Here is a 13,685-nt window from a genome sequence, read left to right on the forward strand (position 1 = left end):
TGGAGAGGACATCGTTATGGATATCGGCAGTGAAGCGAGCGGTATTGCAAGTCTGATCGCACCCATTCTTGAACCGCTTGCGACAGGATTAGAATTATTCGGCGTGGGGGTGATCCTGGTCGGGGTTGTGATCGCGACCGGACGCTACCTGCTTGACGTCTTCGCAATCGATCAACGCGACGCTTACGAGCGACGATGTCACGTTGTTTCGCCAGGGCGCGGATAAGAGGCTTGTCATTGAACTCAGGCTGTTGCGCCAGACATAGCTTTCCACTGCGCCATTGCGCGGATCCGATGAATGTGGGTGGCGAGGGCGGAGCGTTTCCGATGCGGCGGGACGAAAAGATTTCGGATTGCTGAGAAGACGGAGGTGAAGCGTTGCAAGCCGCCGACAGATCGAAATCCCTGCATCATCCGTTCCCGTTTTCGAACGGGCACGTGAGAATTCTCTGCGCGATTATTCAGGCCCTTGTGCGAGCGATGTTCGACAGCGGACATCGCGTCCCGTTTTGCCGCTCCGTATGAGCGCAGCTTATCAGTGACGATCCGCCTCGGCGCCAGGCCTTGCTTCTTAGCAGGCTGATCAGCAATCGCTTGGCAGCTTTGGTATCGCGGCGGGCCTGGACGATCTCATCGAGAACATAACCATCCTGGTCAACGGCACGCCACAGCCAGTGTTTTCTGCCTGCGATGGAAATCACGACCTCGTCCAGATGCCATATATCTTCGCGCGACGGTTTCTTTCTGCGTAGCTGCCTGGCGTAAACCGGGCCGAAGTTGCGGCCCCATCGCCGAATCGTTTCGTAGGATACGACAATGCCGCGCTCCAACAGCATCTCCTCGACCAGCCGCAGGCTCAGAGGGAAACGGAAATACAGCCAGACCACATGGGCGATGATCCGCGGCGGAAAGCGGTGGTTCTTGTAGCTGACGATGGGATTGTTCATCTCAAACCCATTATCCGTGAACCGTTAAGCCGCAGACAACGTGACATCGCCCCTGGGACATCTTCGACGCAGTGCTCACGCCCGGCGACCTGATCCTGCTCATATCATGGAAGGATGCCGCCGCAGCCCAGGCATACGAGGACACGTCGGCACCGAATGATAAGGCCAGGATCCGGAGAATGCGGATCGTACGCGACTACGGAAAATACGACCGTCGCGAGGCCCCTCAATACTTCGTGGATGCCAAGGGCGGCGAGACCGTTCGATCCTGAATGGAACGAATGCCTATCAGACATCAATAAGATAACCACAGGGAATTTCCGCCGCGCCCTTCTGATTGGTAGCCTTCCCCATCGAGCTTATCCGTTCGCAACCACTGGCCGCCAACCGGCTTGCCGGGCCGAACGACGGACGGCGGCCCTCAAAGGCAAAAGGCTTAAAAATGCACCAGAATTTCATGATCGCAGAGAGAACGACCGGCTCGCGCATGTCGCTTATCCTGCTCCGTATCGCCCTCATCGTCGTATTTATCTGGTTCGGCTGCATGAAATTCACGGCCTACGAGGCTAACGGCAATGCGGGATTGATCGCAAACAGCCCTTTCATGAGCTGGATGAACGTCGCCTTCGGCATACAAGGTGCCAGCTACGTGATCGGCGTGATTGAGCTGTCGACTGCAGCGGCGCTGATCGCTGGCGCGTTCGTACCCCTCTTCTCAGCGGTGGGGGCTACGATGTCGACGATAACGTTCGCAATCACACTGACATTCTTCCTCAGCACACCCGGTGTCGCGGAACCGACGGCAGGCGGCTTCCCGGCTATCTCGGCCCCGATCGGACAGTTTCTCCTAAAGGATCTAGTGCTGTTCGCCGCATCGCTGAACCTCCTGTTTGCATCCCTCGAGAACTATGCTGCTTTGCACAGAAGTCGGTCTCGGCAATGCGGTAGTAATCCCTGAAATGTGAAGATGTGAAGCCGGTTGCTTGGCGTGGGTCGTCATCACAGCACGCCCGTGCTTCTCCTCCAACCACTGGCCCGCGCCGTAGACTTCAAGCCCGATGCTGTCGATGAGGACGTGCACAGGCCCTTCTGCTGAAACGGGGCGGCCTCGCCATCTGTCAAATGATCGACCCCTCCGTGCCCGTCGGCTCAGCGTCGTGTGATCGGGGACGGCGAGATCCAGTCCCATCAGTTTCAGCACCGATGCCAGCAAACCCTCCGTCTGGCGCAGCCGCAAGCCGAACACCAGGCCCAGCATCAGAGCGGTCTCGATTGCAAGATCGGAATAGCGCGGTTGACCGCCGCGCGTCGTCCGCTTCGGCGCCCCAGCCCTATCAAAGGAATGGGTAGATGACTTCCTCACGCGACGTGATGACTATTTTCCTAGTGTTGTTCCAGTCCCATATCAATCGGGGACATATGTGCAACTACGACGACATCAAAGGCGAACTCGAACGCTTGGCAAGGAAGTGGTGGAGTTTCGAACCGACACTTGGTTCTTTGACTGTCACCTAAGCGCTGGGGAAATCAACAAACATTTGCGCCACAATCTTAGCGGCGCAGAGAGCCTGTTTGTTGCGGCGCTTGGATCGGATGCCGCCTCTTTCGGAATCCTGCCCGAGAAGATCGCCACGGTCGCGCGTCACTCCAGTCGGGTAAAGCCTAGCGTATAGGCGTGACCTTCCGGCCCCATCGCCGGATCGTTTCATACGAGGCGATGAACGCGCGCTCCAGCAGCATTTCCTCGACAAGGCGTAAACTCAGTGGAAACCTGCGGAACCGCCGCATCGCTGGTGCCGTGGTTCTCGAAGTAGGCAAATTCGTTTTCATGCAGCAGGAAATCCGCATTGCGAAAACATTCCGCATTGCCGATATGGTCGAAATGCAGATGCGACAGGATCACCGTGCGGATCGCGCTGAGTGGAATATTGCGCGCGGCAAGCGCATTGATTGGTCCCGGCCGATCGCCGGCGCTGCCTGTGTCGAACAGCGCGCATCCCTCCGGCGTATGGAGAAGCACGATGGTACTCCACCCGAGGAAACCCCGTCCGCTCCGGCCGGGAAAACCGCTCATCAGAATGTCATATGTCACAGTCATCGCGCCTCGCAAGTCCTTGGGTTCGTTGGGCAGGGCCACTCCACGCCATCAATGCGTTTTGCAGTTTTCTACCTAGGCCCGGCGGCCGGTTTAACAGCTTCGAACTGTATCAGCGCCGCTCAAACAACGCAGCCATAAGTTCCATAAATCAACGATATGCCACACGAGGAAAATCGGCCCAGTCGATGGTTCGAACCCTTTCAAGAGCAAGGCACGTTAAGAGGCGTAATCATGCATGAGACGGTCCACTCCTAAGCGTCGACCGCACGGATGTTCACGTGTCGCAATCTGGTCGCGACATCAATTTGATAGGAAGATTGGTGGTCACTACAATTATTTCCTTCAGGACACGACGGTCGGACGAGCCAGCCCATCGTTGTCCGCCCGTGAGCTTCATGGTAAGCGCGAGCTCTTCCTGGGGGATCACATGCAATTTTCGCTTCAGACCGTGCTGATGGTGGCGCAGGCGCTCGCAAGCATTTCAACGCCCATCGCTATACTTCTCGCCATTCGGCAGTTTCGGTTGGTTCGCCAGCAGGCAAAAAACAATCCGACACTGCCGCCGTCAACTTCATCCTGCAGGCAGAAGGCCAGTTCGACCGCGCGATCGAAATGCTCATCAATGCTCCGCCAGACGTTATCAGGCAGGCTTATGCGCCCGAGATCGACCCTTCCTGGAAGGACGAGGATCTGGCGGCCTTTATTTTCATGAAGCGACTGTTTGGACAAGTTTCGCGCATGGTCTTTATCGCCCATAACCAAGCCATCGATCTCGGCATGTCACAGAAGGATCGGGAAGACCTGATTGTCGATTGGGAGAATACGCTCATCAGGTATCGGGAGCACCCGGTCATGCGTCGGATTTTTGAAAACGCCATGCGCAACCAAGACTACAACCGGCACATGCTGGCCATGTGCCGAAAGATATTCGATGGCTCCTCCGGATCGTCTCTGAACTAAGGCCCTGTTCCGTTCAAGCAGCCCGCCGGCAGAGGGTCAGGACGAAAAACTCACGATAACAAAAGTCCGGTTGATCAAGGAGGCTATCCGGATCCTCGGCCAAACTCTTCCAATAACGACGGTCGCTCTCAGGTAGATCGTAATCGGGCGCTACCGTCGCGAAGTAGGCGATCAAATCGCGGACATAGGCGCGGGTATGTTCGCCGGCTGGCGCCCAACGCTCGACGAGCCAGCCGCGACGCCAGAGCACGTCCATGCCGGTGTCACGCAGCCGCGCTGGAATCGTCGAGCCGCAATCCGTGCCAAGCACGCCACGCTCACGGAACGTCCGCAGCCGCACCGCCATAAACCGGCTGAAAACGCCGTGATCCATCGGCAGGATCTGCAGCATCGTGGAGTCGAAATCCTTGACGGCAAGGATGCCGCCAGGTTTCAGAACACGGATCGCCTCGCCGGTGGCCAGTCTGAATTCCTCCGGCGTGAGATATTGCATAACATTCGCCGACCAGACGCAATCGAAAGATTGATCGTCGAAGGGCAGTGAGAGGATGCTGCCGACGTGAGCACTAAAAAGCGGGCCGGCATTCACCTTGCTCATCATTCCTTCTGCTCGTCGGACATTTTCAGGTGCAAGGTCGAGAGCCGTGACCGTGCCTTCGGAGCCGGTACTACTGCAGATCAACGGCAGGAAGCTGCCACCGCCGCAACCGGCATCGAGTACCGACCAGCCGGGCTGAATGCCGACCTGCCCCAGCGCGTCCTCATATTCGGGACGCGCTGATTCGAAGTGAAGATCGAGCCAGTCGACGCCGCTGGCTTCATGACCCGTCGACGTTTCGTTCTTAGCAGACATCCATGCATCCCCAATGATGGCTTTTCTTCGATAGCAAGGCCGAAGGGCAAAGGCGAGGGATGGCTTTGCTCGTTCGCAAAATAATCGCCCTTGGTGCACACCGACAAGGACGGCTAAAGAGCTGTCTGGCGAACAATTTGAAACCCTGGTTGCCGTTTCTTGAGCACCGCTAAATCAATTTCATATCGCGGCTACCTCAAACTTTGCCACAGAACCAACGAAGCCGCTAACGCGGCATAAAGCGGGATAAGCTAGGCCTTAGCGGGCTGCGCATCTTTCGGCGGGGTTAGGTCAGAGAAACGTCCCTATCGCTCAATTGCACTCGCCTTGTGCCGGCATTGGCGAAAGTGATCGCTTGCATTAGACTGTGGTTTGGGCGCCCTGCGGCTTCCGGCTAGTGAGATCGGACGATCTCGTCGGGCAAGTAGGAAAGGCACCACATTCTGGAAGTCTGATTTCGAATTGGAGACTGGCGAACTTGAAATTGCCGTCCATCGCGGGCTTTCGACGTGAGGCGAATATGTTTGTGGAAGGGTCAGCGGCCGGATTACGGGCGGATGAGTTTGTGCTCTCGAATCTTTCGCCCAGCGTCGCTCAAAGGCGGTTCGCGCTTGGCGTTGTGTTCGTGCTGCTCGTTGTCTTTGTCATCGTGGCAGGCCCCCTCTCTGGGCTGCCACTGAGGCGGGTTGACGCCTTTATACCCGCCTACGGCACTGCGATTTTCCTCATCGACTCTATCACCGCAGCCCTGCTCTTCGCGCAGTTTTCCGTCCTACGCTCGCATGCGCTCCTCGCACTAGCGAATGGCTATTTCCTGACGGCGCTCATCGCAATTCCTTGGACGCTCACATTTCCAGGCGTATTGGCGCCGGAGGGGGGCCTTGGCGGCGGCCTCCAGAGTACGGTTTGGCTCTATGTCCTGTCCCACGCGGGCTTCGCCCTGTCCGCGATCGTCTATACACTGTTGAAGGATGCCGATTCGATGGAGGCGCTGTCGCCACGCTCCATTCGTGCGAGGGTCCTTACGACTGTTGGATCAGTTACTGCGCTCGTCTGTTGCGCAACAGTTTTCGTTACAGCGGGCCATGCGTTCCTCCCGCGCATCATGCTCGACACGGCGGAGGTTTCCTATCTCTGGTACTACGTGGTCGGACCGATGGCGGGATTATTCGTCGTCGCGCTTGTCTTGCTATGGCTGCGGCATCGCTCGGTTCTCGATCTCTGGCTGATGTTGGTCTTGTTCGCATACATCATCGAGATCGCCCTCACCGCCTTTCCTATCCCGTACCGCTTTAGCGTCGGCTGGTATGCCGGGCGAGTTTACGGCGTGTTTTCCGGCAGCCTTGTGCTGCTCGCCCTGATGAAAGAAGTGACGACGCTATACGGTGAACTGCTGCGCGCAGTCGTTGGCCAACGCCGCGAGCGCGAGGTGCGTCTGCTGACGGGGGACGCGGTCGCAGCCACCGTGGCGCACGAGATCAAGCAGCCATTGTCGGCGATAACTATGGACGCCAGTGCGAGCCTGCGCTGGCTTGATCGCGCGACGCCCAACATCGATGAGGCCAAAGCCGCATTACAGCAAATCGTGAACAACGGGCACCGTATGGGCGCGGTGATCGATAATATTCGGACGCTCTTCAAGACCGAAGCACGAATCCGGACCTCGCTCGACGTCAACAATCTGATCCGCGAAGCTCTGGCGCTCGTGCGCTACGATCTGCAGACGCATCGGGTAGCGGTTCAAACCGACTACAATCAATCGCTCCCACCGATAGAGGGCAACGAGGTTCAGCTGCAGCAGGTGCTCGTGAATTTGATCACGAATGCGATCGATTCAATGGCCACTGAAGATGGGGACCGGGTACTTTCCTTAAGGTCTAAAGTCGACGACTCCAGCTGTCTGATGGTGTCGGTGGAAGACGTGGGGAAGGGCGTCGAGCCGAGCGTAATCGATCTGATATTCAAACCGCAGTTTACGACCAAGGTGAACGGGATGGGGATGGGGTTGTCGATTTGCCGGTCGATCATCGAGGCCCATGGGGGGCAGTTGTGGGTGACCGCCAATCTACCCCGAGGTGCCATTTTTCACTTCACGTTGCCCGCCCACCGGCAGCACTAGCGCCCGCAACAACGCACGGGCGGCCCGGAATTTTCCGGAGATGCAGCCGCCGGACCCAGGCGAGGTCAGGGAAGCGCTCTCCTGTGTCGCTAGCGACGCCGATCGAGCCGAGAAATCATCGATCGCATCCCAAAGCAAATCAAGAAGGTGCCACTTCGAAAAGAGCGTTTCGATCTTAATGCGGCAATCAATGAAGTGGTCATATTGGTGCGAAGCGTGACCAACCGGAATGGTGTTTCGGTCCAGACCCGGCTATCGGCAGAATTGGTTCCGGTTCTGGGAGATCACGTTCAGCTACAACAAGCTTTGCTGAACCCGATTCTGAACGCGGCTGAGGCAATGGGCTTGGTTGACGAGGGACCAAGAGAACTGTTGATCAGCACCGAACAAGACCTGGCAGGCGTCCTCGTGGCGGTGCGCGATTCCGGTCCCGGTATTGATTCGGTGCGTCTCGATCGAGTCTTCGACGCTTTCTACACCACGAAGTCCAGTGGAACAGGCATGGGCCTGTCGATATGCGGCTCAATCATCCATGCTCATGGGGGCAAGCTGTGGGCGGAAGCGAATGAGCCTATGCCCATGACAGTTTTCCGGACGAGAGCTTTGATTTCGTTACCGCCTTCATGGCGATGATGGACATGGCCAAATCAGTCCATGGTGCTGAAGGCTATGCGCCGCCTATTGAACCCACCGGTTTCCTGCAGTTTTCGATCCTTCATCCTTGCTTGGTGCCACCGACCCGCAAGAGTCGGAAAATTGAATTTGTGTGTCAGCTATTTAGAAGATGCGCCACAAGTGCTCCGTGTATCCCTGATGAAGCAAAGACGACTTCCTCTCCCCATAAATCAGCAGGGATGTGGTCGGGAACGGGGACAAGATTGCTTCGAATTGCCCCGGCCTCAGTTGCTATGAGCCCTGCCGCAGCGATATCCCATGGAAACAACGTTTCTGTATGAGCATCCAGCCTCCCTGATGCGACATAAGAAATATCGAGAACTGGCGACGAACTTCGACGGATATCCTGACAACTTGCCAGAAGTACTTTGATGCGTTGCAAGAGTGGCGCGATATCGCCTTTTTCGTGAGGAAAGCCCGTGCTCACAACGGCTCGCGCGAGGCTGTCCGTCGAGGAGGGACGAATTGGCTCGCCGTTCAAAAAAGCTCCTCGATCTCTTATGGCTGTGAATGTTTCCTGAAGAGCAGGAGCGTGCACGCAACCGACCTGCACAACGCCATCCACGGCAAACGCAATGGACACGCCAAAATAAGGATGGCCCCTGACGTAATTTGCCGTGCCGTCGATAGGATCAATAATCCATAACGGCCCCGAATAGTCAAATGCATGGCTTTCAACATCTTCTTCCGAAAGGATTCGCTGTGAGGGGAACTCAGCCCGTATGTACGCCGAGATGATCTCCTTCGAACGTAGGTCTGCAGTACTTACCGCGTCGCTCTTGCCCTTATACCGAACCTCTTGGCGGGACTGTTCCCATTGTTCGGTAACCGCCTTTCCCGCCATCACAGCGGCTGTCCGCGCTAACGAAAGTATCTGATCACTATCGATCATAAGAGCCTCCGGATCTGAGCATACCGCCTCACACGAACACTTTTGCACGGGCCAAAGAATATGGGCTTCTGCAACTATCGCAACGATCGCTTGTGCCGCGATCCGGCCTCGTGCGCAATCGCAGACGCCGTTGCCAAGATTTCGAGAGAAGTTGCGTGTCTATATTAAATATGATTATAGACTTACTTCATCATCGGTATGTACATTTCCATCTTTACTGTTAGAATACCCAGGAATACCTAAACATTGGTAAGCAATCAACGATGGTTATTCTAGCAGTAATTCTGGCGCTTCTTCCCGTGCCCGCCGCTCAGGCTGACATGCTCAGCATGGCGTTAAAATTTAACAAAATGCATGAACGTTCGATGTCCTTTCTCGGGATAAATGCTCGCAGGACATCTTGGTGCGGGGCATTCCTTACATACGTGGCCAAGCATTCTTCCCGTCAACCGCCAGCAAATCCGAATATGGCTGTCTCCTGGATAAATTTTGGCAGACCTGTATCCCCCTACTTTGTGAGGGCGGGAGACGTCGTGGTGACCCGAACCGGCAAGCGATTTCACGTGAGCCTGTTCCACCACTTTGATACCGGACGTCGTTACGTTTTCTTGTTCGGCGGTAATCAATCCAACCGTGTTCAGTTGTCGAGGTATCTAGCCAGCTCGATCGTCGCTGTGAGGCGATAGAAGACTTCCGCCGACCTTCGAAACAATGAACTGACGCCTTGTCGAGCACGGCAGGTCGCACACTCGTTTCGGTCGCAAGCAATGCTCGCGAACGAGAGCAACGTTGAGCGAAAACGCTTCTTCTTTCCTGACGTGCCTGTCTCTCTTTAAATCTAAAGGAGCTTCAGGTTCTCGGCAGACGATTTACCTGATCGCCGATCCTGAACGATCTCGAAGCTGACCTTCTGGCCTTCGCTTAAGGTGGTAAGACCCGACCGCTCGACGGCGGAGATATGAACAAACGTGTCGGTCGATCCATCATCTGGCTGGATGAAGCCAAAGCCCTTGGTCTGGTTGAAGAACTTCACTGTCCCGTTCGGCATTTCCGATCCTCATCTGTTAGCGTTGGCTCAAACATAGGAAGAATAGCGGTGGGATGGCAAGCGGCTACATCATCAACCAGTGTCGTCGTCGCGATACGCACGTTGTCGGCGGCCCGCAGATCAAGCGTCAGGCGTATCTACGCCCGCTCTGCGATAAGCGATATCGATCCGGGGATCGGTCTTGCCAACCGGATGTGCCCAGCGCCAGAAGTCGTTGTTGTCAGACCGACTCGCGAGACTACGGCCGCCGCACGCTTTAGGCCAGCACGCAGGTAGCCGTTTTCCTACCAGCAGGACAAGGCCGTGCCTCAGTTCTTCGCAGGCATCACCTTAACTGTCGTGGATGCCGCTAACCCTGGCGTTTATAGCGAAGAGGCACGCAATCAATCGGCGGAACCTTGGTCATGCCAGCAACTACCACCGCAACGTTAGGGCGACGCTTCCCTTCAGCTTAGTTGCTGGGATAAGGAGCTGCCGCAATATAACCTCCAGAGCACATGCTACTCGAGGCTGCCAGGGCGGACAGGAATAACTCCGGATTTGACGATGCAATTGGAGTCTGGCATCGCAACTCAGATGTGCGCCGGACGATCACGTCTGTTCGGCACGCGGTCGCCCCGAGTTTCTTTGCGTCGTGCATGAACACGAGCAGCGCTTTCCAGAAACTGGGCGAAAGCATTCCGAGCTATCCCATCGGCATTGAGCATCACGTGAATCATTGGATCGTCGAGAATCTCAGAGATTGTTAGGTCAGACACAAAAGCGCTCCTTAGGCTCATAGTGAACGGGTGAGCTATAGGCATCTTCTGCAGCCGCGTGAAATATCGGAAGGTTATGGAGTGAATGCCTAAAGCTTATCGCATCCGGAAAAGTGTCCGGCGTCGGTGTCAACTTGATGGACTATCGGATCATCGGCTTGGGTTTGTGGGAGACTCACGAACCCGTATAGGGCCGTAACAACGCCGCGGAAGGCAATCTCTTCGTTAAGAACCGGCCGGACCTCCCGACACCCGATCTCCATATCTTTCTGATCGAGGCTCCTTATCTTTCCGAGGTCACGTGACGCTATGCCACCGCCAACGTCTTTTCGGTCAGCCCGGCTTGGCCCTGCCGGAGGGCCGCGGTTCCGTCCGCCTGAGACCGACCAATCCGCACGATTTGGCGGTGTAGCGAGAGGCGATGCGGACCGCCCGGGAGATCGGCAATTCCGACCCGATCAAGCACTATGTGAAGCGCGAAATTCTGCCGGGGCCTGCAGCGGGGGAGGATCTCGACAATCTCATTCGCGATGGCGCGATGCTGATGCACCATCCGGTTTTGGCACCGCGCGTATGGGCCAAGACGACATGGCCGTCGTCGACGCAAGCTTCCCGGTCGGGAGGCTGCGCGTCACGGTGAGGTAGTGCCATGCGGGAGAACCGGTGCGCGGCATGCGGCGGTACATCCAGCGTCCTGCAATCGAGCGGAGTGGGATGCCCCCCGTATGTCGCGTTGCCATGGTTCCGGGCTCGGGACGAATCTGATCAGCGAAGCGACGTGGTCGCACGCTTGTGCGAAACCTTGAGCTCCGAGATGCCGCGCGAGATCGAACACATCGCCTTTCGCTGGCGCGAGCGGGTCGAACCAGCCTCGATCGCCGTGGATCACGATAACGATGTTGGCACCATGGCGATACTTGATTGCTCTCCTTCAGATCAAGCTTCCAACTGTCGTGTTGGAGCAAGGCTGCGCAACCGACACGATCGCGCAAATCTTCGATTACTTTCTTTCTCATTATCTTCACCAGGCTTCCTTTTCGGCTCCGCCTGATCCTTTCTTTAATTCAGGTTCCGTTGCCGCTTGGCGACAACACTTCACCTACCGGCCGCGAAGCGTGACGGATGCAAGGGCGCGGGTGAGATTTCAGGGACAATGACAGCTCGCCCGCGGCGAAGCTCCCTTGCATCGGGCACAGCGCCAGCGGGATTGGCCGCATCCAAGAGCCGCGGACCACGCGTGATACTCGAGCGCGATGGCGCCCACTTCTCCGCCGTACTCGCTGGACACCAACACGCTGAACGTGTCTTCGACCTAAGACCACTCACGGCCACCATCAGCGCGCCGGCAAAGTGAAAGGCGTTTTCCTGGGTGAAGTTGAGATTCTGCGATACCGTGAGGCTCCCGTCTGGAGGCGGGGACATGGCTGCTCGACAGGCACCGACGTGTCCGGCCGCGGGGCGCTGGCGATCACCGGATCGCCGGCTCGGACGGAGAGGCTGTCGGGATCACGTTCGCCGACCCGAAACGAGGGGCTGCGTTCGACGGTCGATACACCCGTGGATAAGCATGCCGCCTACGCGGACACAGGCGTTGATGAAAGCCGATCGCACGAAAATCGCAAACAGGTGCTCGCGCCGCGATGATCGTTTGCCATCGGGTCGCGGGTTCGCCGTGAGCGCCTGTTGGCCACGTTCGCTTTGGAGATTGACACGATTGCTCTGCGACCGGCAACTCAATGCCGGGCGATGTCACGTTGTTTCATCACTGATCGAAGATGGTGTGACACCTGCAAAGTCAGGCATGCGCCGGTCACCGCCTTCCAGTGCGCCATGGCGCGGATACGATGGATGTGGGTGGCGAGAGATGAGCGTTTTGAGGCGGTGCGACGAAAAGATTTCTGACTGCGGAAAATATCGATACAAAGCGTTGCAGGCCGCCGGCCGATCGAAATCCCTGCATCATTCGTTGTCGTTTTCGCAGCGGTAAGTGAGAGTTCTCTGACCGGTTGTTGAGACCTTTGTGAGATCGATGTTCGACATCTGGCATGATTTTCCGTTTTGCCGCGCCGTACGATCGCAGTTTGTCGGTGATGATGCGCTTTGGCCTCAGACCTTGCTTCTCTAGCAGCCGGATCAGCACTCGCTTGGCGGCCTGGTATCGCGGCGGGTCTGGACGATTTCATCGAGAACGTAGCCGCTCTGATCGACGGCGCGCCACAGCCAGTGTTTTTGGCCGCCGATGGAAATCACCACCTCGTCCAGATGCCAGATGTCTCGTCGCGAAGGCTGCTTACGGCGCAGTCGCTTTGCGAAGGCCGGACCGAATTTGCGGCCCCATCGCCGGATCGTTTCATACGACACCACAATCCCACGCTCCAACAGCATCTCCTCAACCAGCCGCAGGCTCAGAGGGAACCTAAAATAGAGCCAGACCGCGTGGGCGATGATCTGCGGCGGAAAGCGGTGGTTCTTATAGCGGACGGTGGGTTCGCTCATCTCCACCCCATTATCCGCGAACCGTTAAGCCACAGACAACGTGACATCGGCGTCCAAGGTCCTATCCGACAAGCCCAAGCGTGTGCAGGCATTGCTTCAGCAATACGGGCAGGCGATTTCGAGGAGTCGTACCGCCGGCCGACGCGTGAGCTTCCGCGTAGATGTCGACCCGGAAGGCGAGATGATCATGACGCCGGTGGACGAGGAAGCGACGGCAGTTCCCGCGCTTTCGGAGGAGGGCGGCGGACCGGATACCGAGCTGGAGCAGGCACTAGCCGCCGCCCGGGCCCGGGGACGCACAAAGGCAGCGGAGATCCTTGGCGGCGCGGATATGCTCAGCGCCGACGATTTCGCAAGACTGGTTGGCACGACACGGGTCACGATCAATACCAAGCGCTAAAACGGACAGGTATTGGGCCTAGACGGCGCCAAGCGTGGGTTCCGCTTTCCCGAATGGCAACTTGATTCCGACGGAAAACCCTATGCAACGCTTCCGGCACTCCATGAACGGCTTGGCGGAGCATGGGCGGTCTATCGCTTCCTAGTGCAGCCACACGGTGAAGCCAGCCGGTACCGGATCGGGCAGCGGGAGACCGCGCGGTCCGCCTGTGCGCAGATCCGCGCTGCGCTCCCAACCTTCGCCGCATGTTGAACGGTTGGAACGCGAGAGCCCGACGTGTTATATAAGACGGCTGAGCATTGTGAGACGCAGGCATGGGGCCTCACAATGGAAGGTCTCGCCCGGAGGGTGGGATTGTGACCATTGCATTGACACTCCAGGCATATCTCGATCGCAAGGGCGTCGAGTACGATCTGGTCGAGCACAGGCCGACCAGATC

The 13,685-nt window shown here is 57.2% G+C and carries 11 protein-coding genes and 6 pseudogenes; 7 read left to right on the forward strand and 10 right to left on the reverse strand.

The window, feature by feature from the left end:
• Positions 1-16: 16 nt before the first annotated feature.
• A complete protein-coding gene (locus HGP14_RS32960; protein ID WP_246704732.1) occupies positions 17-226 on the forward strand; it encodes a hypothetical protein in 210 nt (69 codons plus the stop codon).
• A gap of 17 nt (positions 227-243) precedes the next feature.
• Here the strand turns inward: HGP14_RS32960 and HGP14_RS32965 are convergent.
• Positions 244-994 (reverse strand): annotated as a pseudogene (locus HGP14_RS32965) (IS6 family transposase).
• Between the two features lie 241 nt (positions 995-1,235).
• Positions 1,236-1,436, reverse strand: a complete 201-nt coding sequence (locus HGP14_RS32975; protein ID WP_168833992.1) for a hypothetical protein — start codon at positions 1,434-1,436, stop codon at positions 1,236-1,238.
• Between HGP14_RS32975 and HGP14_RS32980 the strand changes: the two genes are divergently transcribed.
• Positions 1,435-1,905 carry a YkgB family protein gene (locus tag HGP14_RS32980; protein WP_246704733.1) on the forward strand — a complete coding sequence of 157 codons (471 nt, stop codon included), beginning with the start codon at positions 1,435-1,437 and terminating at the stop codon, positions 1,903-1,905. The two genes, HGP14_RS32975 and HGP14_RS32980, sit on opposite strands and share 2 nt — an antisense overlap.
• Before the next feature lie 51 nt (positions 1,906-1,956).
• Here the strand turns inward: HGP14_RS32980 and HGP14_RS32985 are convergent.
• From HGP14_RS32985 to HGP14_RS33000, 5 genes and pseudogenes are all read right to left on the reverse strand, one after another.
• Positions 1,957-2,271 (reverse strand): annotated as a pseudogene (locus tag HGP14_RS32985) (transposase); the annotation flags it as partial.
• Between the two features lie 356 nt (positions 2,272-2,627).
• A pseudogene (locus tag HGP14_RS36040) lies at positions 2,628-2,777 on the reverse strand (IS6 family transposase); the annotation flags it as partial.
• 28 nt (positions 2,778-2,805) lie between these two features.
• Positions 2,806-3,045, reverse strand: a pseudogene (locus tag HGP14_RS36045) (MBL fold metallo-hydrolase); the annotation flags it as partial.
• 441 nt (positions 3,046-3,486) lie between these two features.
• Entirely contained in the window at positions 3,487-3,801 is a 315-nt protein-coding gene (locus tag HGP14_RS32995; protein ID WP_168834011.1) for a hypothetical protein, read from the reverse strand.
• 217 nt (positions 3,802-4,018) lie between these two features.
• Positions 4,019-4,858: a class I SAM-dependent methyltransferase gene (locus HGP14_RS33000; protein ID WP_168834012.1), complete on the reverse strand. Its 840-nt coding sequence runs from the start codon at positions 4,856-4,858 to the stop codon at positions 4,019-4,021.
• Positions 4,859-5,336: 478 nt separating this feature from the next.
• Between HGP14_RS33000 and HGP14_RS33005 the strand changes: the two genes are divergently transcribed.
• Positions 5,337-6,977, forward strand: coding sequence for an MASE4 domain-containing protein (locus HGP14_RS33005; protein WP_246704734.1), 1,641 nt, complete (start codon positions 5,337-5,339; stop codon positions 6,975-6,977).
• A gap of 147 nt (positions 6,978-7,124) precedes the next feature.
• Positions 7,125-7,610, forward strand: coding sequence for a sensor histidine kinase (locus tag HGP14_RS36590; RefSeq protein ID WP_168834013.1), 486 nt, complete (start codon positions 7,125-7,127; stop codon positions 7,608-7,610).
• A gap of 136 nt (positions 7,611-7,746) precedes the next feature.
• Here HGP14_RS36590 and HGP14_RS33015 read toward each other — a convergent pair whose 3' ends face one another.
• Positions 7,747-8,544, reverse strand: coding sequence for an inositol monophosphatase family protein (locus HGP14_RS33015; protein WP_168834014.1), 798 nt, complete (start codon positions 8,542-8,544; stop codon positions 7,747-7,749).
• Positions 8,545-8,807: 263 nt separating this feature from the next.
• On the opposite strand from HGP14_RS33015, the gene HGP14_RS33020 reads away from it, so the two are divergent.
• Entirely contained in the window at positions 8,808-9,230 is a 423-nt protein-coding gene (locus HGP14_RS33020) for a TIGR02594 family protein (protein WP_168834015.1), read from the forward strand.
• A gap of 152 nt (positions 9,231-9,382) precedes the next feature.
• Here the strand turns inward: HGP14_RS33020 and HGP14_RS33025 are convergent, their stop codons facing one another.
• The gene (locus HGP14_RS33025; protein ID WP_168834016.1) at positions 9,383-9,592 is read right to left on the reverse strand and encodes a cold-shock protein; all 210 of its coding nucleotides are present in this window, start codon (positions 9,590-9,592) and stop codon (positions 9,383-9,385) included.
• A 1,179-nt stretch (positions 9,593-10,771) separates the two neighbouring features.
• On the opposite strand from HGP14_RS33025, the gene HGP14_RS33030 reads away from it, so the two are divergent.
• A complete protein-coding gene (locus tag HGP14_RS33030) occupies positions 10,772-10,990 on the forward strand; it encodes a hypothetical protein (RefSeq protein ID WP_168834017.1) in 219 nt (72 codons plus the stop codon).
• Positions 10,991-12,152: 1,162 nt separating this feature from the next.
• On the opposite strand, the pseudogene HGP14_RS33035 reads toward HGP14_RS33030, so the two are convergent.
• Positions 12,153-12,893, reverse strand: a pseudogene (locus HGP14_RS33035) (IS6 family transposase); the annotation flags it as partial.
• Here HGP14_RS33035 and HGP14_RS33040 point away from each other — a divergent pair.
• Positions 12,887-13,405 (forward strand): annotated as a pseudogene (locus tag HGP14_RS33040) (XRE family transcriptional regulator); the annotation flags it as partial. The pseudogenes HGP14_RS33035 and HGP14_RS33040 overlap by 7 nt on opposite strands.
• Between the last annotated feature and the right edge of the window lie 280 nt (positions 13,406-13,685).

Origin of the sequence: Rhizobium sp. P32RR-XVIII, from assembly GCF_012641395.1 — a bacterium.
Lineage (GTDB): Bacteria > Pseudomonadota > Alphaproteobacteria > Rhizobiales > Rhizobiaceae > Rhizobium.